This window comes from Pseudomonas sp. BMW13, assembly GCF_013357275.1.
GTDB classification, from domain to species: Bacteria; Pseudomonadota; Gammaproteobacteria; order Pseudomonadales; family Pseudomonadaceae; genus Aquipseudomonas; species Aquipseudomonas khazarica.
This window is the reverse complement of sequence record NZ_SUKD01000012.1, coordinates 284,397-305,768: the sequence shown is the minus strand read 5'-3', so window position 1 is coordinate 305,768 and position 21,372 is coordinate 284,397. Positions and strand designations below refer to the sequence as shown.

General features: G+C 67.5%; 19 protein-coding genes. 11 read left to right on the top strand and 8 right to left on the bottom strand.

The window, feature by feature from the left end; all coding sequences use genetic code 11:
• Nucleotides 1–177: 177 nt before the first annotated feature.
• Nucleotides 178–2,109 carry an ATP-dependent DNA helicase RecQ gene (locus E4487_RS10455; RefSeq protein ID WP_175253298.1) on the top strand — a complete coding sequence of 644 codons (1,932 nt, stop codon included), beginning with the start codon at nucleotides 178–180 and terminating at the stop codon, nucleotides 2,107–2,109.
• Between the two features lie 29 nt (nucleotides 2,110–2,138).
• Here E4487_RS10455 and E4487_RS10450 read toward each other — a convergent pair whose 3' ends face one another.
• The 4 genes from E4487_RS10450 to E4487_RS10435 are packed head-to-tail and all read right to left on the bottom strand — an operon-like array spanning nucleotide 2,139 to nucleotide 5,571.
• Entirely contained in the window at nucleotides 2,139–2,735 is a 597-nt protein-coding gene (locus tag E4487_RS10450) for an ABC-type transport auxiliary lipoprotein family protein (RefSeq protein ID WP_037050211.1), read from the bottom strand.
• On the bottom strand, nucleotides 2,732–3,649 hold the full coding sequence (locus E4487_RS10445) for an MlaD family protein (RefSeq protein ID WP_037050208.1): 918 nt from the start codon (nucleotides 3,647–3,649) through the stop codon (nucleotides 2,732–2,734). Before E4487_RS10445 ends, E4487_RS10450 begins: the two co-directional genes overlap by 4 nt.
• Nucleotides 3,650–4,435: an ABC transporter ATP-binding protein gene (locus E4487_RS10440; RefSeq protein ID WP_037050207.1), complete on the bottom strand. Its 786-nt coding sequence runs from the start codon at nucleotides 4,433–4,435 to the stop codon at nucleotides 3,650–3,652. It lies immediately after the preceding gene.
• The gene (locus tag E4487_RS10435) at nucleotides 4,432–5,571 is read right to left on the bottom strand and encodes an ABC transporter permease (protein ID WP_134678159.1); all 1,140 of its coding nucleotides are present in this window, start codon (nucleotides 5,569–5,571) and stop codon (nucleotides 4,432–4,434) included. Before E4487_RS10435 ends, E4487_RS10440 begins: the two co-directional genes overlap by 4 nt.
• Before the next feature lie 140 nt (nucleotides 5,572–5,711).
• On the opposite strand from E4487_RS10435, the gene E4487_RS10430 reads away from it, so the two are divergent.
• The 4 genes from E4487_RS10430 (at nucleotide 5,712) to E4487_RS10415 (ending at nucleotide 9,946) form a co-directional block, all read left to right on the top strand.
• Nucleotides 5,712–7,196, top strand: a complete 1,485-nt coding sequence (locus E4487_RS10430) for an NAD(P)/FAD-dependent oxidoreductase (protein WP_175253297.1) — start codon at nucleotides 5,712–5,714, stop codon at nucleotides 7,194–7,196.
• A 145-nt stretch (nucleotides 7,197–7,341) separates the two neighbouring features.
• Nucleotides 7,342–7,509 (top strand): hypothetical protein, encoded by a 168-nt coding sequence (locus E4487_RS10425; RefSeq protein ID WP_167494397.1) that lies wholly within the window; start codon nucleotides 7,342–7,344, stop codon nucleotides 7,507–7,509.
• A 225-nt stretch (nucleotides 7,510–7,734) separates the two neighbouring features.
• Nucleotides 7,735–8,655 (top strand): aldo/keto reductase, encoded by a 921-nt coding sequence (locus E4487_RS10420; protein WP_175253296.1) that lies wholly within the window; start codon nucleotides 7,735–7,737, stop codon nucleotides 8,653–8,655.
• A gap of 1 nt (nucleotide 8,656) precedes the next feature.
• Nucleotides 8,657–9,946 carry an NTP/NDP exchange transporter gene (locus E4487_RS10415; protein ID WP_175253295.1) on the top strand — a complete coding sequence of 430 codons (1,290 nt, stop codon included), beginning with the start codon at nucleotides 8,657–8,659 and terminating at the stop codon, nucleotides 9,944–9,946.
• 13 nt (nucleotides 9,947–9,959) lie between these two features.
• Here the strand turns inward: E4487_RS10415 and E4487_RS10410 are convergent, their stop codons facing one another.
• Nucleotides 9,960–10,856 (bottom strand): LysR family transcriptional regulator, encoded by an 897-nt coding sequence (locus E4487_RS10410; protein ID WP_175253294.1) that lies wholly within the window; start codon nucleotides 10,854–10,856, stop codon nucleotides 9,960–9,962.
• Nucleotides 10,857–10,952: 96 nt separating this feature from the next.
• Between E4487_RS10410 and E4487_RS10405 the strand changes: the two genes are divergently transcribed.
• The 6 genes from E4487_RS10405 to E4487_RS10380 all read left to right on the top strand — a co-directional run bounded on the left by E4487_RS10405 (nucleotide 10,953) and on the right by E4487_RS10380 (nucleotide 17,661).
• Nucleotides 10,953–12,194, top strand: a complete 1,242-nt coding sequence (locus tag E4487_RS10405; RefSeq protein ID WP_175253293.1) for a 3-hydroxyacyl-CoA dehydrogenase — start codon at nucleotides 10,953–10,955, stop codon at nucleotides 12,192–12,194.
• The gene (locus tag E4487_RS10400; protein WP_175253292.1) at nucleotides 12,191–13,981 is read left to right on the top strand and encodes an acyl-CoA dehydrogenase C-terminal domain-containing protein; all 1,791 of its coding nucleotides are present in this window, start codon (nucleotides 12,191–12,193) and stop codon (nucleotides 13,979–13,981) included. Before E4487_RS10405 ends, E4487_RS10400 begins: the two co-directional genes overlap by 4 nt.
• Before the next feature lie 85 nt (nucleotides 13,982–14,066).
• A complete protein-coding gene (locus E4487_RS10395) occupies nucleotides 14,067–15,230 on the top strand; it encodes an iron-containing alcohol dehydrogenase (RefSeq protein WP_175253291.1) in 1,164 nt (387 codons plus the stop codon).
• A 17-nt stretch (nucleotides 15,231–15,247) separates the two neighbouring features.
• Complete coding sequence (locus E4487_RS10390; RefSeq protein WP_037050180.1) at nucleotides 15,248–15,682, top strand: thioesterase family protein; 435 nt, start codon at nucleotides 15,248–15,250, stop codon at nucleotides 15,680–15,682.
• A 150-nt stretch (nucleotides 15,683–15,832) separates the two neighbouring features.
• Nucleotides 15,833–16,897: a DUF2157 domain-containing protein gene (locus tag E4487_RS10385; RefSeq protein WP_175253290.1), complete on the top strand. Its 1,065-nt coding sequence runs from the start codon at nucleotides 15,833–15,835 to the stop codon at nucleotides 16,895–16,897.
• A complete protein-coding gene (locus tag E4487_RS10380; protein WP_175253289.1) occupies nucleotides 16,894–17,661 on the top strand; it encodes a DUF4824 family protein in 768 nt (255 codons plus the stop codon). Before E4487_RS10385 ends, E4487_RS10380 begins: the two co-directional genes overlap by 4 nt.
• On the opposite strand, the gene E4487_RS10375 is transcribed toward E4487_RS10380, so the two are convergent.
• From E4487_RS10375 to fdhD, 3 genes are all read right to left on the bottom strand, one after another.
• Nucleotides 17,658–18,101 (bottom strand): glycine zipper domain-containing protein, encoded by a 444-nt coding sequence (locus tag E4487_RS10375; RefSeq protein WP_150607647.1) that lies wholly within the window; start codon nucleotides 18,099–18,101, stop codon nucleotides 17,658–17,660. The genes E4487_RS10380 and E4487_RS10375 overlap by 4 nt on opposite strands.
• 83 nt (nucleotides 18,102–18,184) lie before the next feature.
• Nucleotides 18,185–20,524 carry an FdhF/YdeP family oxidoreductase gene (locus E4487_RS10370; RefSeq protein WP_175253288.1) on the bottom strand — a complete coding sequence of 780 codons (2,340 nt, stop codon included), beginning with the start codon at nucleotides 20,522–20,524 and terminating at the stop codon, nucleotides 18,185–18,187.
• Nucleotides 20,521–21,336: a formate dehydrogenase accessory sulfurtransferase FdhD gene (fdhD, locus tag E4487_RS10365; RefSeq protein WP_134678171.1), complete on the bottom strand. Its 816-nt coding sequence runs from the start codon at nucleotides 21,334–21,336 to the stop codon at nucleotides 20,521–20,523. The genes E4487_RS10370 and fdhD overlap by 4 nt, the downstream gene beginning before the upstream one ends.
• Nucleotides 21,337–21,372: the final 36 nt, after the last annotated feature.

Genomic DNA, 21,372 nt, shown 5'->3' with positions numbered 1-21,372 from the left:
CTCGCAGTCAATGCAGTAGGCTTGTAGCCAATGTGGCGGGGTTCACCCGCCCTACGAGGTTCGTAGCCGCAAGGCGCACGACCCGTATCGCCATTTCGCCCTGGGGCGAGTGCAACCCGCCGTAACCGACGGGACTCTCAGCCTGCCGCCTGAAGCATTTCAAAGGAGTGATCGCGCATGTCCACCCTCAAACGTGTCTTCGGCTTCGATCGCCTGCGCCCCGGTCAGGAGGCGGTGATCAGCGCCGTGCTGGCGGGGCGTTCGGCGGCGGCGATCTTTCCTACCGGTTCGGGCAAGTCGCTGTGCTATCAGTTGCCGGCGCTGCACCTGCCGCACCTGACCCTGGTCATTTCGCCGCTGCTGGCGCTGATGCAGGATCAGCTGGCCTTCCTCCATGCCCATGGCATTGCCGCCGCCAGCATCGACTCGGCGCAGGACCGCGAGCAGGCCCAGCAGGTGATGAACCGTGCGCGCAGTGGCGAGCTGAAGATTCTGATGATCTCGGTGGAGCGCCTGAAGAACGAGCGCTTTCGCCATTTCATCGCCCAGGTGCCGATTTCCCTGTTGGTGGTCGATGAGGCGCACTGCATCTCCGAATGGGGGCACAACTTCCGCCCGGACTACCTCAAGCTGCCGGACTATCAGCGCCAGTTCGGCATCGCCCAGGTGCTGCTGCTGACCGCCACGGCCACGCCCAGGGTGATCGCCGACATGCGCGACAAGTTCGCCATCGCCGAGGCCGATGTGGTCACCACCGGTTTCTACCGCGCCAACCTCAACCTGCTGGTCGAGCCACAGCCCGGCGGCGCCAGGCTGCAACGCCTGCAGCAATGGCTGTCGCCGCGCCGGGAGCAGGCGAGCATCGTCTACGTCACCCAGCAGAAAACCGCCGAGCAGGTCGCCGAGCACCTGCAGGGACAGGGGCTGGCGGTCAGTGCCTACCACGCCGGCATGGGCCATGAGGCGCGTGAGGCGATCCAGCGGCGCTTCATGGCCGGTGAGCTGGCGTGCATCGTCGCCACCATCGCCTTCGGCATGGGCATCGACAAGCGTGACATCCGCAACGTGGTGCACTTCGACCTGCCCAAATCGGTGGAGAACTACAGCCAGGAAATCGGCCGTGCCGGGCGCGATGGCCAACCTTCCGACTGCCTGGTGCTGGCCAGTCGCGATGGCTTGAGCGTGCTGGAGAACTTCGTCTACGGCGATACGCCGGAGCCCGGCGGCATTCGCGCGGTGCTCGAGGATCTGCGTGCCGTCGGCACGGGCGGGCAGTGGGAGCTGATGCTCGGGCAGCTGGCGGACCTGAGCAACATCCGCGCATTGCCACTGAAGACCCTGCTGGTGCAGCTCGAACTGCGTGGCGTGATCGCGCCACGCTATGCCTACTTCGCCGAATATCGCTTCAAGTTGCTGCTAGATGACCAGGCGTTGCTGGCGCAGTTCGAGGGCGAGCGGCGGCAGTTCGTCGAAGCGCTTCTCTCCAGCTCGCGTCGCGCGCGGACCTGGAACACCCTGGACTTCGACCTGCTCTACCGCGAGCACGGCGCCGAGCGCGCGCGGGTGGTCAAGGCGCTGGACTACTTCCAGGAGAAGGGCTGGCTGGAACTGGAAAGCAAGCAGATGACCGAGGTCTACGCGGTGCTCGATGGCGCCTTCGACCTGGAAGCGCTGACGGCTGAGCTGCATGCGCATTTCGTTGCCCACGAAGCCAGCGAGATCACGCGTATCCAGGCCATGCTGGGACTGTTCGAGAGCCGTGAGTGCCTGAGCCGACGCCTGGCGCTGTATTTCGGCGACGAGCAGGCCCCCGAGCGCTGTGGGCATTGCTCGGTGTGCCTGGGGCGCGTCGCCGTCCTGCCAGCTCCGCCGGAGCTGCCGTCGCTGCAGGGGCGTGATGCCCAGGCGCTGTGCGCGGCGTTCGTCGAGAAGCACGCGCAGCACGCCGGGCAGGTGCCGAGTCGGGAATGCCTGACGCGCTTCCTCTGTGGCATCAGCACGCCGCTGTTCACCAGGCTCAAGGCGCGCCAGCTGGCCGGTTTCGCCGCGCTGGAGGACTATCCCTACGCCCAGGTGCGTGACTGGCTGCAGGGCGCCTGGGCCACATAAAACAGTGGCCGTGCCCTACCCGGTGTCGATCAGCGCTTGCGCTGTCCTTCGCTCAGGGTCCAGTCCACCAGCTCGCGAGACAGACGATCGCCGGCCTGGCCGAATGCGGCCACCACCGCCGTTATCGAGGTGTCGGTCGCCGGCTGACTGGCGCTGAAACGGCGGCTGGCGAGGATGCGCTGATCGCGCGGGTTGACCAGGCGCGCATCGAGCTGGATCAGCGCCACCGGACGACCGTCCTGATACTGGCTGTGAAAGCTGCGCAGGTCGCTGACCAGTTCCAGGTCGGCCTGCAGGCGCTGTTCATCGTTGCTCAGCGCCTGTATCCGCCCGTCATCGTGAAAGGCGTCCAGCAGCCGGCCGCGCAGCAACTGCGGCGTGCGTTCGCTCCAGCGCGCGCCCTGGTAGGTGTTGACTCGCCCGGGCTCGGGCAGCACGACGATGCGCGTGCCATCGAGCAACTGGCCGCTGCTCGGGCTGCTCACCCGCAATGACCAGTCGACGCGCTGCTGCTGCGCCGGCAGCGTGCTGCCGGGCAGCAGGTAGATATCCAGCGGTTCGCTCTGCGGCAGGATCGAACAGGCGCCGAGCAGGCCGGCCATCAGCAGCGGCAGCAGGTGCTTCATGGTTGGAACTCCTTGATGCTGTCGTTGCGCAGCAGGTAGCCGGTGGGGTCCTGCTCCAGGCGGCGGGAGAAGCCGCGCAGGGCGCTGAGGGTTTCGTGCAGCTCGGCGATGGCCGGGCCAAGCTCGCTGAGCCCCTGCATGCCGTTGTCCAGGGCGCTGCGGTTGTTCGCCAGCAGCTCCTCGATGTTGCGGCTGCTGCGTTCCAGCGAGGCCATCAGGCGTTCGGCGTTCTCCATCACCTGCGTGCCCTGGCCGTCGAGCAGGCGGTTGGCCGTGCGCATCAGTGCGGCGGCTTCGCGGGTGGCGGCGCCGACCTGCTGCATGGCGGCGCCGAGATCGTCGCGCTGATCGGCCAGCCCGGCGGTGGTGCGCTCCAGGTTGTCCAGGGTGCGTGACACCCGTTCGGCATTCTCCCGCGACAGCATGCGGTTGGCCCGGTTGAGCAGGCGGGTGATGTTGACCAGCAGGTCCTCGCCGTTGGCCATCAGGCGTGACAGTGGCGAGCGATCGGCGATGATGATCCCCGGTTGGCCGTGCTCGCCTTCCAGCGCCGGACTTTCCGGGCTGCCACCATGCAGCTGGATCACCGCCAGGCCGGTGATGCCGGTGATCGCCAGGCGGGCGCGGGTGTCCTGCTTGATCGGGGTGTTGCCGACGATGCGGATGCGCGCCCGTACGGTGCGTGGATCGTTCGGGTCGAGGCCGAGGCTGACCACGTCGCCGACCTTGATGCCGCTGTACTGCACGGCGCTGCCCTGGGACAGCCCGGTGACTGCCTCGTTGAAGATCACCTCGTAGTCGGTGAAGGCGCGATCGGAGCTGCTGCTGTTCAGCCACAGGCCGAACAGCAGCGCGGCACCCACCGTGAGCACGGTGAACAGGCCGATCAGCACGTGATGGGCTCTGGGTTCCATTCATTGACTCCCTGCCGCGGTCGCGGCCTGTGCGGCTGCGCGTCCACGCGGGCCGTGAAAATATGCCTGAATCCAGCTGTCGTCGGTGGCGGCCACCACCTCCAGGCGGTCGGCCACCAGCACCTTTTTCTGCGCCAGCACCGCGACCCGGTCGCAGATGCTGTAGAGCGTGTCGAGGTCGTGGGTCACCAGAAACACGCTCAGCCCCAGGCTGTCGCTGAGGGTACGGATCAACTGGTCGAAGGCCGCCGCACCGATCGGGTCGAGGCCGGCAGTGGGTTCATCGAGAAACAGGATGTCCGGGTCCAGCGCCAGCGCCCGGGCGAGTGCGGCACGCTTGACCATGCCACCGGACAGCGAGCTGGGGTACTTGTCGGCGGCGTCCTGTGGCAGGCCGGCCAGGGCGATCTTGACCCGTGCCAGGCGCTCGGCGGCGGCACGTGACAGGCCGGCATGCTCGATCAGTGGCAGGGCGATGTTCTCGCTGACCGTCAGCGAGGAGAACAGCGCGCCGCGCTGGTAGAGCACGCCGAAACGGCGCTCCAGCTGCGAGCGCTTCTCGGCCGGCAGGCTCAGCAGCTCTTCGCCGAATACCCGCACGGTGCCAGCGTTGGGGCGGCGCAGGCCGACGATGCTGCGCAACAGCACCGACTTGCCGGTACCGGAGCCGCCGACCACGCCGAGAATTTCGCCGCGATAGAGATCGAAATCCAGGTGCTCGTGCACCACCTGGCTGCCGAAGCGGTTGCTCAGGTCGCGCACCTCGATGATCGCCTCGCGCGTCACCAGCCCATCTCCATCAGGAACAAGGCAGCCAGCGCGTCGAGCAGGATGACCACGAAGATCGACTGCACCACCGCCGAAGTGGTGTGTTCGCCCACCGACTGGGCGCTGCCGCTGACCTTGAAGCCTTCCAGGCAGCCGATCAGGGCGATCAGGAAGGCGAAGATCGGCGCCTTGAGCAGGCCGACCAGGAAATGCCGCAGCAGGTCGCTGTCCTGCAGGATCGACAGGTACATCGCCGACGGAATGTCCAGCGCCACTGCGCAGACCAGGGCGCCGCCGAGCATGCCGCTGAGCATGGCGATGAAGGTCAGGATCGGCAGGGCGATGAGCATGGCGAACACCCGAGGCAGCACCAGCAGCTCGACGGGGCTCAGGCCCAGGGTGCGGATGGCGTCGATCTCCTCGTTGGCTTTCATCGAGCCGATCTGCGCGGTGAAGGCGCTGGCGGTGCGTCCGGCCATGAGGATGGCGGTGAGCAGCACGCCGAACTCGCGCAGGAAGGAGAAGGCAACCAGGTTCACCGTGTAGATGCTGGCGCCGAAGTCCGCGAGGATGGTGGCGCCGAGGAAGGCCACCACGGCGCCGACCAGGAAGGTCAGTAGGGCGACGATGGGTACGGCGTTGAGCCCGCACTGCTCCAGGTGCGCGGCCAGCGACGTCAGGCGCCAGCGCCGTGGGCGTATCAGGATGGCGAGCATGCCGCTCAGGGTCAGGCCCATGAAACCGAGCAGCGCCCGCCCCTGGTGCCACATGCCCTCGACGACCTCGCCGATATGCCCAAGCACTTCGCGCAGCACCGACGGCTCGCCAGGTGTCTGCGCCTGCCGGCTGTCGGCCATGGCATCGGCCACCGCCAGCAGCAGCGCACGGCGCTGGCTGTTCAGCGCGCTCCGCTCCGTGAGCTGGCGCAGGCGCGCGCTGCCGAACAGCTCCACCAGCAGCGCGGCGCCCGCGGTATCCAGTGCGGCCAAGGTGCTGAGATCGACCGGCTCCTCGCCCTGCAGGCGCTCGCGCAGAGCCAGCACCTGGGGTTCTAGCCGGGCGTAGTGGGCCAGCGTCCAGTCGCCGCCAATCCGCAGGCCGTTGGCGGCATCCTTGCTGCTGGTCTGAAGCGGGGTCAGGTAGGGCGTGGTCATGGAGACAGCTTAGCGCCGCAGAGGCCTCGCCGGCCAGTCGAGGCACGCGCGCGCCGTGACGGACCAATCGAAGGTCGGATGACAGGGCGATCAACTAAGGTGAGTCTGTGTCGACCGTCCTTCTCTCGCGAGTGCGTGCCATGTCCGTGGAACACCTGGATGTCCTGATCATCGGTGCCGGCCTGTCCGGTATCGGCGCCGCCTGCCATCTCAAGCGCCTGTGCGCCGACAAGCGTTTCGCCATTCTCGAGGGGCGACAGGTCATGGGCGGGACCTGGGACCTGTTCCGCTATCCGGGCATCCGTTCCGACTCGGACATGTACACGCTGGGCTACAACTTCAGGCCCTGGAGCGATCCGCAGGCCATCGCCGACGGGCCGTCGATTCGCCGCTACATCGAGGACACCGCTCGTGAGCAGGGCGTCGATCGGCTGATCCGCTATCAGCACCGGGTGCTCGAGGCGAACTGGTGCAGTGCCAGCGCCACCTGGCAACTGCGGGTGCAGCGGGGTGATGAGGACGAGCCGCTGCGCATGAGCTGCCGCTTCCTGATGATGTGCACCGGCTACTACCGCTACGAGGCGGGCTACACCCCGGCGTTCGCCGGGCGCGAGGCCTACCGGGGCACCTTCATCCATCCGCAGTCCTGGCCGCAGGGCTTCGACTGCAGCGGCAAGCGGGTGCTGGTGATCGGCAGCGGTGCGACCGCCGTGACGCTGGTGCCGGCGCTGGCCGAGGCGGGCGCGCAGGTCACCATGCTGCAGCGTTCGCCCAGCTACGTGATCAACCTGCCGCAACGCGATGCGCTGTCCAACGCGCTGCGCCGGGTATTGCCGGAAACCTGGGTCTACCGCCTGGCGCGCGGGCGCAACGTGACCTTGCAGCTGATCTTCTACAAGCTGGCCAAGCGGTTCCCGGGGCTGGTGCGCCGGGTGCTGCTGGGGCTGGTGCGGCGGCAGCTGGGGACGGTCGATCCGCAGCACTTCAGCCCGAGCTACAAACCCTGGGACCAGCGCGTGTGCGCGGTGCCGGACGGTGATCTGTTCCGCGTGCTGCGGCAGGGCAAGGCGCAGGTGGTGACGGCCGAGATCGAGCGTTTCACCGTGCACGGCGTGCGCCTGAGCAATGACGAGGAGCTCGAGGCCGAGGTGGTCGTCAGCGCCACCGGCCTGCAGCTGCAGTTGTTCGGCGGCATTGCCGTGAGCGTCGATGGCGCGCCGTTCGAGGCGCCGAAGAGCATGGGCTATCGCGGCATCATGTTGCGTGATCTGCCCAATCTGGCGGTGGTGATGGGCTACACCAACGCCAGCTGGACGCTCAAGGCCGACCTGTCCAGCGAATACTTCTGCCGCCTGATACGGCACATGGACGCCACCGGCATGCGCCAGGTGACGCCACGCGACGGCGACGGCCAGGTGCGTCCACAGCCGTTTCTCGACCTGCAGTCCGGCTACATCGAGCGCGCTGCGCACCTGCTGCCGGCGCAGGGCGACCGGGTGCCCTGGAAGTTGCACCAGAACTACCTGCTGGATCTGCTGCAGTTGCGCTACGGCAGGCTGGAGGACGATTACCTGGTCTTCACGGCGGAGCAGGATGAGGGGCAGGCGGAACTGGCCCAGCCCTGATGGCGTGGGGGGTATAGCGAATGTCCTACAAAAAAATGCACGATCGCGCCGCTGACAGCCCTGGCACAGGGCTACTACCATTTTGCGATATGCGTCACGGATGAGTCAGCGGGTGTGAGATCACCCATTCAACGAGAGGTCGGCCATGAAGGAACAGCGCCATTTACCTGCACTGCGTGCCCATATCGAGCACCTGCTCAGCAGCGGCTGGGTGATCTCCAGCCGTACCCCCTTGACGTTGCAGAACGGACGACGCTGTTATCTGGTCTCCCACGGCATGCTGATCAGCGAATCCGCCTCGCGCGCTGCCTGAGCAGGTTTCCCGACCGCTGCGCCCCCCATCCCGCCTTGGCGCAGCGGCGTTTTTGGTTACCGGATATTGCGCCGCCAATCCCCTCGCTTCACGCCTGCACCCCGGTTCATCTGGGCTGCGCCCATCCTGCCCCTCTTTGCTGATGATGTGTCGATCGCTGTAACGCCTTGGTCCGGGCGTGGTCTGTGCCTATAACCCTTCGGTCACCGTTAGAGGTTCCACGCCATGCCCAGCCGTCGTCGATTCCTGCACGGTAGCGCCAGCCTGGCGGCGCTCGCCGCCCTGATGCCCTGGTTGCCATCATCCGCCTTCGCCTCCAGCGGCCTGATGAGCAGGCCCATACCCAGTACCGGTGAGCTGCTGCCGGTAGTGGGGCTGGGCACGTCGCGCACGCACGATGTCGCCATGACGGACGCAGCGCTGGAGCCCCTGCGCGAGGTGCTGCGCACGCTGGCCAATGGCGGTGCCAGCCTGGTGGACACCGCGCCCAGCTACGGGCGGGCGGAGGCGGTCTGCGGTGCGCTGGCGGCGGAGGACGACATGCGCAAGCGGCTGTTCCTGGCCAGCAAGGTATCGTCCACGGGGCGTGCGGCCGGGGAGCGCCAGGTCGAGGCCAGCTTCGCCGCGTTGCGCACTGACACCATCGACCTGATGCAGGTGCACAACCTGCAGGACACCCACACCCAGCTCGGCCTGCTGCGTGAACTGAAGGCGCAGGGTCGGGTGCGCTACATCGGCGTCACCCATTACCTGGACTCCGCCCATGAGCGCCTGCTGCAGGTGCTGCGCCAGGAGCCGGTGGACTTCGTCCAGTTCAACTACTCCATCGGCGAACGCAACGCCGAGCGCGAGCTGTTGCCGTTCTGTGCCGACAAGGGCATCGCGGTGCTGATCAACCGCCCCTTCCAGCGCGCCGCACTGTTCGACCGGGTGCGCGGCAGGAGCCTGCCCGACTGGGTGGCCGTGGAGCTGGGTGCGACCTCCTGGGCGCAGTTGATGCTCAAGTTCATCCTCGCCCAGCCCGCCGTGACGGCGGTCATTCCGGCCACCTCCACGCCGCGCTACATGGCCGACAACCTGCTGGCCGGGCAGGGCAAGTTGCCCGACGCGGCCCAGCGCCAGCGCATCGTCGAGCTGTTCGCCTGAGATGCAGGCGCTCACCCGGCGCCTGGCACGGGCAGTCAATGCCGAATGCGGGGAACTGCCGGCGGTGCTCGCCGGTTTCGCCCTGTTCTTCTGCCTGTTCGCCGGCTATTTCATGCTGCGGCCGATCCGCGAGGCGATGGGCATCACGGGTGGGGTGAGCAACCTGCAGTGGCTGTTCAGCGCCACCTTCGTCGTCATGTTGCTGGCCGTGCCGCTGTTCGCCTGGCTCAACTCGAAGGTCCCGCGCATTCAGTTCATCGACTGGGTGTACGGCTTCTTCTGCCTCAACCTGCTCGCCTTCGTCCTGCTGTTTCGCCTCGATCACGACAGCGTCTGGCTGGCGCGGGTGTTCTACGTGTGGATATCGGTCTACAACCTGTTCGTCGTGTCGGTGGCCTGGAGCCTGATGGCCGATGTGTTCGATGCGGCCCAGGCCCGCCGCCTGTTCGCCTTCATCGCCGCCGGCGCCAGTGTCGGCGGGCTCTGCGGTCCGCTGCTGAGCACGCTGCTGGTCGGCTACGTGGGGGAGTCGGGCCTGATGCTGATGGCCGCCGTGCTGCTGGGCGTGGCCATCTCGCTCAAGCGTTACCTGATGGGCTGGCGCGAAGGGCGGGGCGCCGGTCGACCCGGGGCGCAGGCCAGTGAAAGCCCGCTCCGGCCGGTGGCGGGCAATCCGTTCAGTGGCCTGACCCGCCTGCTGCGCTCGCGCTACCTGCTGGGCATCGGCGCCTTCATTCTGCTGCTGACCTCGGTGAGCACCTTTCTCTACTTCGAGCAGGCACGCCTGGTGGCTGCGCTGTTCCCGGACCGTGCCGAGCAGGTCCGGGTATTCGGGGGGATCGATTTCGTGGTGCAGGCCGGTGCGCTGAGCGCACAGCTGTTCATCACCGGGCGGCTGGCGCAGCGGCTCGGGGTGCGGGTGTTGCTGGCGCTGGTGCCGGCCCTGGTCAGCCTCGGTTTCATCGGCCTGGCGCTGGCGCCGACCTTCGCCATGCTGGCGGGGCTGATGATCGTGCGGCGCATCGGCGAGTACGCCTTCGTGCGTCCGGGGCGCGAGATGCTGTTCGCGCCGCTGGATGCCGAGAGCAAGTACAAGGTGAAGAACTTCATCGACACGGTGGTCTATCGCGGCGGCGACGCCCTCAGTGGCTGGGCCAAGGCCGGCCTGGACATGCTCGGCCAGGGTACCTGGCTGGTCGCCGTGGTCGGCGCGTTCTGCGCCGCGCTGTGGGGCCTGCTCGGCTGGTACCTGGGTGGCCGCGCCGATGCACGGGCGGGTGAGCGGCAATAGCGCGGTGTGCTGATCAACCGGCCACCGCGATGATCTCCTCGATCAGCCATTGCAGCGCGGCGTCACGCTGGCGCTGGGCCAGGCTGACCACCTCCAGGTGGAACGGGCCGAGGGTGAAGGGCAGGTCGAACAGCCGCAGCGGCAGCAGGCTGGCGAAATGCCGGGCCAGGGCGGTGGGCAGCACGGCGGTCAGCTCGCTGCCGGCGACGATGTGCGCGGCCTGCAGGTAGTTCGGCGTGGTGTAGAGAATCTGCCGCGACAGACCCTGTTCGCCGAGCCACTGATCGACCATGCCACGGGTCTGTCCACCGTGTACCCAGAGGTGGCGCAGGCGCAGGAACACACTGAGCTCCGGCGGCTCCTGCAACAGCGGATGGTCGTTGCGCGCCGCCAGTTTGAGCGTCTCGCTCATCCAGTGGCGGCGGGCGAAGCGTGCGGGCAGCTCGTCGAAGCGTCCCAGCACCAGGTCCAGCTCGCCCTTGTCCAGCGCTTCCATCGGCAGGCTTGGGCTGAGGTGGCGAATGTCGATGCCGACGCCCGGTGCGTGACGGCTGAGGCGGTCGAGCAGGCGAGGCATGCACACCAGCTCGACGTAGTCGGTGACGGCGATGCGAAAGCGCTGGCGGCTCTCGCCGGGCACGAAGGACTCGCCGGCGCTCAGGCTCTGCTCCAGCTGGCGCAGGGCGCTGCGGATCGGCGCCTCCAGGGCCAGCGCCCGTGGCGTGGGTTGCATGCGCCTGCCCACGCGCACCAGCAGCGGGTCGTCGAGCAGCTCGCGCAGGCGGTTCAGGGCATTGCTCACGGCCGGCTGGCTCAGTGCCAGGCGTTCGGCGGCGCGCGAGACGTTCTGCTCGCGCAGCAGGGCGTCGAGCACGCGCAGCAGGTTGAGGTCGAAGTTGCTGAAATTCATCTGCTGAATACGTCGTATCACAAGACTAAATTTCAAAAATAGTAGCGGCTTGCTTATCGTGACCCAAGCTTTTGGGCGCTTTCGAGAGGAACAACAATGAACAACACCGTCTCGCCGCTTCGCTGTGCCGCCGTGATCGGCGCCGGCACGATGGGCCGCGGTATCGTCATCAGCCTGGCCAATGCCGGCCTGCGGGTGCTCTGGCTGGACAACAACCGGCAGATGCTCGACTCCGGTCTGCAGATGGCCGAGGAGACCTGGGCGCATAACGTCGCCAAGGGCCGTATCGATGCGCCCGAGGCGGCCGCGCGGCGTGCCCTCGTCGAGGCGGTGGATGGCTATCCGGCGCTGGCCGATGCCGACCTGGTGATCGAGGCGGTGTACGAGAATCTCGAGCTCAAGCAGCAGATCTTCCGTGAGCTGGACGCGGTGATGAAGCCCGGGGCGTTGCTCGCCAGCAACACCTCGGCGCTGGACATCGACGCCATCGCTGCGGTCACCTCGCGCCCCGAAGCGGTGCTCGGGCTGCACTTCTTCAGCCCGGCGCACATCATGAAACTGCTGGAAATCGTACGCGGCGCCAGCACCGCGCCGGCCGTGCTGCAGGCCGCCGTGGCACTGGGCACGCGCATGGGCAAGGTGGCGGTGGTCGCCGGCAACTGCCACGGTTTCATCGGCAATCGCATGCTGCACACCTACGTACGCGAGGCGCGCATGCTGCTGCTCGAAGGCGCCTGGCCGCACCAGGTGGACGCGGCATTGCAGGGGTTCGGTTTCGCCATGGGGCCGTTCCGCATGTACGACGTGGTCGGTATCGACCTGGAGTGGCGGGCCCGCGAGCTGTCCGGGCAGGGCCAGGACGACCCGGCCGTGCAGGTGGATAACCGCCTGTGCGAACTGGGACGCTTCGGCCAGAAGAGCGGCAAGGGCTACTACCTGTACGCGCCGGGTAGCCGTCAGGCGGAACATGATCCGGCCGTCGACGGCCTGGTGCAGATGCAATCGGAGCGCCTCGGGTTCGTCCGTCGCGATGTCGGCACCGAGGAGATCGTCGAGCGTTGCCTGCTGGCGCTGGTCAACGAGGGGGCGAAGATCCTCGAGGAGAACATCGCCGTCAGCAGCGCGGATATCGATCGGGTCTACCTCAACGGTTATGGCTTCCCCGCCGAGCGTGGCGGGCCGATGAGCTGGGCCGATGCTCAGGGCCTGGCCGCCATCCGCCAGCGCCTGTTGCTGCTGGCCGAACGCTTCGGCGCACACTGGCAGCCTGCGGCGCTGATCGAGCGCCTGGTGCAGGAGCACAAGACCTTTGCCGATGTTCAGGAGGGTAAGGCATGAGCTACCAGGCACCTCTGCGCGACATGCGCTTCGTGCTGCACGAACTGTTCGATGCCGCCGGCCACTGCGAACGCCTGGGCAACGGCCTGGATCGCGAGCTGATCGACGGGGTTCTCGAGGAGGCTGCCGCCTTCGCTGCGGGCGAGGTCGCCCCGCTCAATCGCAACAGCGATGAAGAGGGCTGCCGGCTCGAGGATGGCTGCGTGACGACGCCCCGGGGCTTTCGCGAGGCCTACCGGCAGTACGTGGACAACGGCTGGGCGAGCATGACCGGGCCGCTGGAACATGGCGGCCAGGGTTTCCCGCAGCTGGTGGCGTTCGCCTTTCACGAGATGCTGATGGGCGCGTCACTGTCCTTCCGCGTGTACTCCGGGCTTACCGAGGGGGCGGTGCTGGCGCTGCACCGGCATGGCAGCGAAGCGCTCAAGCAGGGCTACCTGGACAAACTGGTCAGCGGTCAGTGGGCCGGCACCATGTGCCTGACCGAGCCGCAGGCCGGCACCGACCTGGCACTGCTGCGCACCCGTGCCGAACCGCAGGCCGATGGCAGCTACCGGGTGAGCGGCAACAAGATCTTCATCAGTGGCGGCGAGCAGGACCTGTCGGAGAACATCGTCCACCTGGTGCTGGCGCGCCTGCCGGATGCGCCTGCCGGGGTGAAGGGCATCAGCCTGTTGCTGGTGCCGAAGTTCATCGCCGCGGCCGACGGCACGCCGGGCGAGCGCAATGCCCTGAGCTGCGGCGCCATCGAGCACAAGATGGGGATCAAGGGCGCCTCCACCTGCGTGATGAACTTCGACGGTGCGACGGGCTGGCTGGTCGGCGAGGCCAATCAGGGCCTGGCCTGCATGTTCACCATGATGAACGACGCGCGCTTCCAGGTCGGTCTGCAGGGCCTGGGGATCGGCGAGGCGGCCTTCCAGGGCGCGTTGCGCTATGCCCGCGAGCGTTTGCAGTCGCGGGGGCTGACAGGCGTGCAGGCGCCGGACAAACCGGCCGATCCGATCATCAATCACCCTGACGTGCGGCGCATGCTGCTGACCCAGAAAAGCCTGCTCGAAGGCTGCCGCATGCTCGCCGCCTATACCGCGCGCCAGCTGGACCTGGAACACGCCGCCGAGGACGGCGAGAGCCGCAAGGCGGCTGGCAAGCGTGCGGCGCTGCTGATCCCCGTGGTCAAGGCGTTCTTCACCGACATGGGCCAGGAGGTGGCCAGCCATGCGGTGCAGGTCTACGGCGGCCATGGCTTCATCCGTGAATGGGGCATGGAGCAGCTGATGCGCGACAGCCGTATCACCCAGCTCTACGAAGGCACCAATGGCATCCAGGCGCTGGACTACATCCGCCGCAAGGTCCTGGGTGATGGCGGCAGCGAACTGTCTGCGCTGCAGGCCGAGTTCAGCGAGCTGTGCGATGCTCAGGCCGAGCATCCGCGCCTGGCGGAGATGGCCAGGGTCGTGCAGGGCCGAATCGGCGAGTGGCGGGAGCTGAGCGCGGCGCTGCTCGCGGCTTGCCAGCGCGACCCGCAGGAGATTGGCGCCACCTCGGTGGACTTTCTCCAGTACTCGGCCTACGTACTGCTGGCCGGCTTCTGGTTGCAGGCTGCGGCGCGAGCCCAGCAGGCGCTGGACGCCGGCAGCGCCGAGGCGGACTTCTACCAGGCCAAGCTGCACAGCGCGCAGTTCTACCTGCGCCGTGTGCTGCCGCGCGCCAGTGCCCACCGCGAGGCGCTGCTGGGTGGTGCGGACTGCCTGATGGCCATGGCCGAGGAGAGCTTCGCCTTCTGACCGAGCGACGGTGCAGGGCCCGGCAAGCCGGCGCTTGCACCGTCAGTGATACCCGAGGCCACGACTACAACAAGAGGAGCACTGCATGCACCCTTTCAGCTTCACCACCACCGCGCAGATTCTCTGCGAATCCGGCGCCAGCCTGAGGCTGGCCGAACTCTGCCATGAGCGTGGCGCTCGCCGCGTGCTGATCGTCACCGATCCGGGCATCACCCGGCTCGGTCTGCTCGCCCCGTTGTTGCCGGGCTTTGCCCGTGCCGGGATGGACGTGCGGGTATTCGATCAGGTGCTGGCCGACCCGCCCGAGGCGGTGGTGCTGGCCGCCGTGGCCCAGGCCCGCGAGCAGCAGGCGGAGCTGGTGATCGGCTTTGGCGGCGGCAGTTCGATGGACGTGGCCAAGCTGGTGGCGCTGCTCGGGCATCCCGACTGCGACCAGGGGCTGGCGCAGATCTACGGCGTGGGCAACGCGCGTGGTCGGCGCCTGCCGCTGATCCAGATCCCGACCACCGCCGGTACCGGCTCCGAGGTTACCCCCATTGCCATCGTCACCACCGGCGAGACGACCAAGATGGGCGTGGTCTCCCCGCTGCTGCTGCCCGATCTGGCACTGCTCGACGCCGACCTGACCCTGGGGCTGCCGCCGGCGGTGACCGCCGCGACCGGCATCGATGCCATGGTGCACGCCATCGAGGCCTACACCAGCGCGCTGAAGAAGAACCCCATCTCCGATCTCCTGGCGCGTGAGGCGCTGCGTCTGCTGGCCGGGAATCTCGACGAGGTGGTGGGTAATGGCGGCAACCGCCAGGCCCGTCAGGCCATGCTGCTCGGCGCCTGCCTGGCCGGCCAGGCATTCGCCAACGCGCCGGTGGCGGCGGTGCATGCGCTGGCCTATCCGCTGGGCGGGCACTTCCATATTCCCCATGGCCTGTCCAATGCCCTGGTGCTGCCGCAGGTGCTGGCATTCAATGCGCCGGTTGCCGCACCGCTGTATGCCGAGCTGGCGCCGCTGGTGCTTGGCGATCGACTGCGACCTGGCACTGCGGCTGCGCAGACCGGGCAACTGATCGAGGCCCTGGCCGCCTTCAGCGAGCGCAGCGGCCTGCCGACGCGCCTGCGCGACGCCGCTGTCAGCGAGGCCATGTTGCCGACGCTGGCGGCGGACGCCATGCTGCAGCAGCGCCTGCTGGTGAACAATCCACGTGAGATGAACGAACAGCAGGCCCTGGCCATCTACCAGTCCGCCTACTGACGCGCCAAGGAACCTGCATGAACCCACCCCAGCACCTGCGTGGCGACTACCGCCATTTCCAGCCGATCACCACGCGCTGGCACGACAACGACATCTATGGCCACGTCAACAACGTGACCTACTACAGCTACTTCGACAGTGCGGTGAATGCCTACCTGATCGCCGAGGGCGGCCTGGATATCCATGCCGGCGAGGTGGTGGGCTTCGTGGTCAGCTCCAGTTGCGACTACTTCGCTTCCATCGCCTTCCCAGATGCCATCGAGGTGGGGCTGCGCGTCGGCAAGCTGGGCAACAGCTCGGTGCAGTACGAACTGGCGATCTTCCGGGCGGGCGAGGAGCAGGCCTGCGCGGCGGGGCGCTTCGTGCATGTCTTCGTCGAGCGCACGAGCAATCGCCCGGTGGCCATACCCGATGCCTTGCGCGCGGCGCTGGCGAGCCTGCTCAGCGCCTGATCGGCTGCGTCGGCTGGCGCACCGGCAGAAGATGACCGGTGGCCTGCAGTGAAGCCGCGATGTGACGCTGCTTTCAGCGCTACCTTGCCGGCATAGGTAGTTCTGCGATGGCCTGCTAGGCTGTGGGCAGTCATTCGCCAGGGAGTGCCCATGTCCGATTTCGAGCGTGAGCAGGCGCAGCAGCGCGCTGCCCGCATCGCTGCGTTCCGTGAGGAGTTGAGCGCACTGAGCGCGGAGCAGGTCCTGCAACTGAGCGAGGCTCAGGCGCAGGCGGTCAGCAGCCACCATCAACGCCTGCTGGCGCACTTTCGCCAGACGCTGGACATCGACGCCGACGCTCGTGCCCGCCAGTTGTCGCTAGGCATGCGCCTGGCCTCGTTGTTCGGCGCGCTGGCGCTGGCCGCCGGCCTGTTCTTCCTCTTCTACCAGTTCTGGGGGCTGTTCGCCGCTTCCGCTCAGGTCGCCATCCTGCTCGGCAGTACCCTGGGCAGCCTGCTGCTGTGCCACTGGCTGCAGCGGCGCGACAGCTCCGGCTATTACGCCAGGCTGGCAGCCGTGCTGGCGTTCGTGTGCTTCGTGCTCAACCTGTCGATGCTCGGGCAGATCTTCAACATCGCCCCGTCCGACAAGGCCTTGCTGCCCTGGGGCGCGCTGGCCCTGCTGCTGGCCTATCAGTGCCGCCAGCGCCTGCTGCTGGTGGTGGCGCTGCTCTGTTTCGGCCTGTTCGTCGCCGCGCGCCTGGGGAACTGGGCCGGCTGGCACTGGTGGTCGCTGGCGGAGCGACCGGAGCTGTTCATGCCGCTGACCGCATTGCTGCTCGTGCCGCAGGGGTGGGATCAGCGCCGCTACCTGGGGTTCGCGGCCTGCTACCGGGTGATGGGGCTGCTCTATCTGCTCGGCCCGGTGCTGGTACTGTCCTACTGGGGCGGCGGCAGCTATCTCGGCTGGTCCACGGGCTGGATCGAGGCGTTCTATCAGACCCTCGGCTTCGCCCTGTCAGGGTTGGCGATCTGGTTGGGCATTCGCCGTGGCTGGAGCGAAGTGGTCAGCACCGGGCTGGTCTTCGCCCTGATCATGCTGTTCGCCAAACTGTTCGACTGGTGGTGGCAGCTGTTGCCACGCTACCTGTTCTTCCTTCTGCTCGGTCTGATCGCGTTGCTGCTGCTGGTGCTGCTGCAGCGCTGGCGGCGCACGGCCAATGGCGGTGCAGCATGAAGCGCCCCCTGTGGCTGGCCCTGGGTATCGTGCTGCTGAGCAACGCCGTTACCCTGGGGGGGGTCTGGTACAACCGCAGCGGTGAGCCCGAGGCGCGCCTGTCGCTCAGCGAGCGCGAGCTGCAGCGCTTTTCCAGTGGCTGGCTGGCGGATGAGGGGGATGCCGTGACGCGTCTGCAGCTGCTCTGGCGCCGCCCCGGTGACGACTGGCAGCTGCCCTGGCTGGACGCGGCCAAACTCAGGGCGCTGGGGTTCGCTGTGGGTGACGGGCAGGTCGAGCTGGGGCGACAGCCGGCGCGCGAGGTCTGGCTGGTGCTGGAACTGGATGGGCCGAGCTACCGGCGCCAGGTCGAGCAGGTGCGCCAGGCGCTGAACCTGGCCGAGGCCGAGTTGCAGGCCAGCCCCGACAGCGAACTGCTGCAGCAGGAGCGGGACGAGCGTCGCCGTCGTCTGGAGCACGAGGAACAGCGGGCCAGTCGCCTGATGCTGGTGGATGCGGGGGTGGACCCTGAGGCGCTGCGCCAGCGCTGGCCGGATCGGCAGCGTCAGGTGTTGCTGGCCGGACGCATCGAACCTTACCGCCATTCGGAGCAAGGCGGTTATGGCGCCAGCATCCGCCTGGACAATGGACGCCTGAGCGTTCCCCATGCCTACCGGGAGCAGGCGCGCGGCTGGACGCCTGCCTATCAGCAGTCAGGGTTCAAGGCGCAGGTCGATGTCGCTTTCGGTCGCCGCCACGAACCCTGGGTACTGGGCGTGCGTTAGCGACGGTGCCAGTGCTTGTGGTGTTTCCGATGCTTCTTGCCGTTGTAGTGGCGATGCTTGCCACGGCGATCGTCGTCGTAGCTGGCGTTGCCCATGTAGTTGCCCAGCGCGCCACCGGCACCGCCGCCGACCGCGGCACCGACCACGCCGCCGGTGTTGCCGCCAACCTGCTGACCGACGACGTTGCCGCCCGCCGCACCCAGTGCGCCACCGATGGCTGCTTCCGTACGGCTGCGGCGATCGGCTCCGACCATGCTGCCGGCTGCGCCGCCCAGGCCAGCGCCCACGGCGGCACCGGTGTTGCCACCGACCTGCTGGCCCACCATCGCACCCACCGCTCCGCCCAGGGCGCCGCCGAGGCCGGCTTCGGTGCTGCCGGCAAAGGCATAGCCCGCGCTGCTCAGGCCAAGGGAAAGGAAGAAGAGTTGCAGAGACTTCATGGACACCTCGAATGCAGAAACCGCCAGATGGCAGGGGTTACGCCATTGACCGGCGATTTCCGTTCGAGGTTCCTGGCCGCCGGTCAGTTGGTCGCGCTGCTGCCCAGCAGGTTGCTGCCGGTCGCTGCCGCGAGGCAGATGGCGACGAACTTGGAGGTCGGCGTGCTGCTGCCGACACCGGCACTTTCCAGCGGCACCAGCGGGTTGGCCTCGGGGAAGTAGGCCGCAGCCTGGCCGGCGGGAATGTCGAAGGCCAGCAGGGTGAAGCCGCTGACGCAGCGCTCGACACCGTCGTTCCACAGCGAGCGGATGTTCACTTTCTGGCCGGGCTTGAAGCCCAGGCGCAGGATGTCCGCCTCGTTGGCGAACAGCACGTCGCGCTGGCCGCGCACGCCCCGGTAGCGGTCATCGAGGCCGTACACCGTGGTGTTGTACTGATCGTGCGAGCGCAGGGTCTGCAGGATCAGGTCCGGGGTCTCACCGCTTTCGCGAACCTGCGGGGGGAGCAGGTCCTCGAGCAGGGCGTTGGCCTTGAAGTTGGCCTTGCCGGAGGCGGTGCTCCACTGCCGGGCCCCGGCCGAGTTGCCGAGGTAGAAGCCGCCGGGGTTGGCGACACGCCGGTTGAAGTCCTGGAAGCCGGGAATGGTGTCGGCGATCAGGTCGCGGATGCGGTCGTAGTTGGCGATCAGTGCGTCCCAGGCCACCGGGTGATCACCCAGCGTCGCCTTGGCGATGCCGGCGATGATGGCCGGCTCCGAGCGCATCTCGCTGCCGGAAAGCGGTTCCAGCTGGCCGTAGGAGGCGTGGATCATGCTGAACGAATCCTCCACCGTCACCGCTTGTGGACCGTCGACCTGGCGGTCGATGTCGGTGCGGCCGAGGCACGGCAGGATCAGCGCATCCTTGCCCATGGTCAGGTGGCTGCGGTTGAGCTTGGTGCTGATCTGCACGGTGAGGTCGCAGCTCTGCAGTGCCTGGTGGGTGCGCGGGCTGTCCGGGGTGGCCTGGGCGAAGTTGCCGCCGAGGCCGATGAACACCTTGGCGTGGCCGTCGAGCATGGCGTTGATCGCTTCCACGGTGTTGTGCCCGTTCTCGCGCGGCACCTTGAACTGGAAACGTTCCTCGATGGCGTCGAGCAACGCCACCGGTGGGCGGTCGTTGATGCCCATGGTGCGGTCGCCCTGCACGTTGCTGTGGCCACGCACCGGGCACAGGCCGGCGCCGGGGCGGCCGAGGTTGCCGCGCAGCAGTTGCAGGTTGACGATTTCCTGGATGGTGGCCACCGAATGGTGGTGCTGGGTGATGCCCATGGCCCAGCAGATGATCACCCGCTCGGCACGGCGGTACATGCGTGCGGCCTGCTCGATGTCCCTGAGGCTCAGCCCCGACTGGTTCTCGATGACCTCCCAGGAGGTGTCGTCGAGCAGCGCCAGGTAGGCGTCGACGCCATCGGTGTGTTCGGCGATGAAGGCGTGGTCGAACAACGCGGGCTCGCCCTTGGCCTGCGCCTCGCGCTCCCACTGCAGGAGGAACTTGGCGATACCGCGCAGGGCGGCCATGTCACCGCCCAGGGCTGGACGGAAGAAGGCGGTATTCAGCGGCTCGGAACCGTTGGTGAGCATCTCCAGGGCGTTCTGCGGGTGCTGGAAGCGCTCCAGGCCACGCTCCTTGAGCGGGTTGAAGCAGACCACCTGGGCGCCACGCTTGACCGCCTCGCGCAGCGGTTCGAGCATGCGCGGGTGGTTGGTGCCGGGGTTCTGGCCGAGCACGAAGATGGCGTCGGCGTGCTCGAAGTCGTCGAAGGTGACGCTGCCCTTACCGATGCCGACGCTCTGGATCAGCGCCACGCCGCTGGCTTCGTGGCACATGTTCGAGCAGTCGGGGAAGTTGTTGGTGCCGTAGGCGCGGACGAACAGCTGGTAGAGGAACGCGGCCTCGTTGCTGGCGCGGCCGGAGGTGTAGAACTCGGCGTGATCCGGGCTCGGCAGCGCCTTGAGGTGCTGCGCAATCAGGGCGAAGGCGTCGTCCCAGCTGGTCTGCACGTAGCGGTCGCTGGCAGCGTCGTAGCGCATCGGGTGGGTCAGGCGGCCCTGGTATTCGAGCCAGTAGTCGCTCTGCTCGCGCAGCTGGCTGACGCTGTAGCGCTTGAAGAACGCCGCATCCACGCGACGTTTGGTGGCTTCCCAGTTGACCGCCTTGGCGCCGTTCTCGCAGAACTTGATGCGACCGTCCTCGGGGGAGTCGCCCCAGGCACAGCCGGGGCAGTCGAAGCCGCCATTCTGGTTGGTCTTGAGCAGGGCGCGCAGGTTCTTGAACGGCTGCTTGCTGTCCAGCCAGAAGCGGGTGACGGCGTTCAGCGCACCCCAGCCCGCAGCGGGGCCGTTGTAGGGTTTGTAACGAGGGTTGACGGGTTGCAGGCTCATGGTCGGTCTTCTTCGTCAGGCGCCGGGCTGTAGACGCGCGGCGTGCTGTGATGAGGCAGGTGGATCAGGTTGAGGCGATGGCGTCGCGCCCATTCCACGGTCAGTGCCGTGGGGGCGGACAGGCTCACCAGGGTGCCGATGCCGGCACGTACGGCCTTGTGCAGCAGTTCCAGGCTGCAGCGGCTGGTCACCAGGGCGAAGCCGCCGCGGGTGTCGATACGTTCGCGGGCCAGGGCGCCAATCAGTTTGTCGAGAGCGTTGTGGCGGCCGATGTCTTCGCGGCACAGGCGGATCTCGCCCGCCGCGTCGATGAACAGGGCGGCATGCAGGGCGCCGCTGTGGCGTGCCAGCTGCTGCTGTTCGCCGATGCGTTCGCGCAACCCGCTCAGGTGCTGCAGTGCCGGCAGCGGTGCGCCGGGCAACGCCTGCAGGGCGGGCAGGGCCTGCTCCAGTGCATCCACGCCGCACAGGCCGCAACCGCTGCTGCCAGCCAGTTGCCGGCGCTGCTGCTTGATGGCCCAGAATGCGCGGCTGCTGACTTCCAGGCGGGCTTCGCGGCTGTCGCCGAGACCGCGCAGCTGGATGTCATAGATATCGTCGATGGACGAGATCAGACCATTGCCGAGGCTGAAACCCACGGCGAAATCTTCCAGGTGATGGGGCGAAACCATCATCACGGCTTGGTTCAGGTCGTTGTAGCTGATCGCCAGGGCGCATTCTTCGGCGAGTGCGGCATGCTGCGCACGGCCGTCACCAAGTTCGGCGTAGGCGTAGGCACTGGCAATCTGCGGCGAGGCGTCTGGCTTGGCCATCGAGGCGTGCTCTGTGACAGATTGACACAGGCAAGC

Excerpts from the sequence above, each read along its gene's own strand:
- E4487_RS10455 (WP_175253298.1), top strand. The coding sequence starts at position 178 with ATGTCCACCCTCAAACGTGTCTTCGGCTTCGATCGCCTGCGCCCCGGT.
- E4487_RS10450 (WP_037050211.1), bottom strand. The coding sequence starts at position 2,735 with ATGAAGCACCTGCTGCCGCTGCTGATGGCCGGCCTGCTCGGCGCCTGT.
- E4487_RS10445 (WP_037050208.1), bottom strand. The coding sequence starts at position 3,649 with ATGGAACCCAGAGCCCATCACGTGCTGATCGGCCTGTTCACCGTGCTC.
- E4487_RS10435 (WP_134678159.1), bottom strand. The coding sequence starts at position 5,571 with ATGACCACGCCCTACCTGACCCCGCTTCAGACCAGCAGCAAGGATGCC.
- E4487_RS10430 (WP_175253297.1), top strand. The coding sequence starts at position 5,712 with ATGTCCGTGGAACACCTGGATGTCCTGATCATCGGTGCCGGCCTGTCC.
- E4487_RS10425 (WP_167494397.1), top strand. The coding sequence starts at position 7,342 with ATGAAGGAACAGCGCCATTTACCTGCACTGCGTGCCCATATCGAGCAC.
- E4487_RS10420 (WP_175253296.1), top strand. The coding sequence starts at position 7,735 with ATGCCCAGCCGTCGTCGATTCCTGCACGGTAGCGCCAGCCTGGCGGCG.
- E4487_RS10415 (WP_175253295.1), top strand. The coding sequence starts at position 8,657 with ATGCAGGCGCTCACCCGGCGCCTGGCACGGGCAGTCAATGCCGAATGC.
- E4487_RS10410 (WP_175253294.1), bottom strand. The coding sequence starts at position 10,856 with ATGAATTTCAGCAACTTCGACCTCAACCTGCTGCGCGTGCTCGACGCC.
- E4487_RS10405 (WP_175253293.1), top strand. The coding sequence starts at position 10,953 with ATGAACAACACCGTCTCGCCGCTTCGCTGTGCCGCCGTGATCGGCGCC.
- E4487_RS10400 (WP_175253292.1), top strand. The coding sequence starts at position 12,191 with ATGAGCTACCAGGCACCTCTGCGCGACATGCGCTTCGTGCTGCACGAA.
- E4487_RS10395 (WP_175253291.1), top strand. The coding sequence starts at position 14,067 with ATGCACCCTTTCAGCTTCACCACCACCGCGCAGATTCTCTGCGAATCC.
- E4487_RS10390 (WP_037050180.1), top strand. The coding sequence starts at position 15,248 with ATGAACCCACCCCAGCACCTGCGTGGCGACTACCGCCATTTCCAGCCG.
- E4487_RS10385 (WP_175253290.1), top strand. The coding sequence starts at position 15,833 with ATGTCCGATTTCGAGCGTGAGCAGGCGCAGCAGCGCGCTGCCCGCATC.
- E4487_RS10380 (WP_175253289.1), top strand. The coding sequence starts at position 16,894 with ATGAAGCGCCCCCTGTGGCTGGCCCTGGGTATCGTGCTGCTGAGCAAC.
- E4487_RS10375 (WP_150607647.1), bottom strand. The coding sequence starts at position 18,101 with ATGAAGTCTCTGCAACTCTTCTTCCTTTCCCTTGGCCTGAGCAGCGCG.
- E4487_RS10370 (WP_175253288.1), bottom strand. The coding sequence starts at position 20,524 with ATGAGCCTGCAACCCGTCAACCCTCGTTACAAACCCTACAACGGCCCC.
- fdhD (WP_134678171.1), bottom strand. The coding sequence starts at position 21,336 with ATGGCCAAGCCAGACGCCTCGCCGCAGATTGCCAGTGCCTACGCCTAC.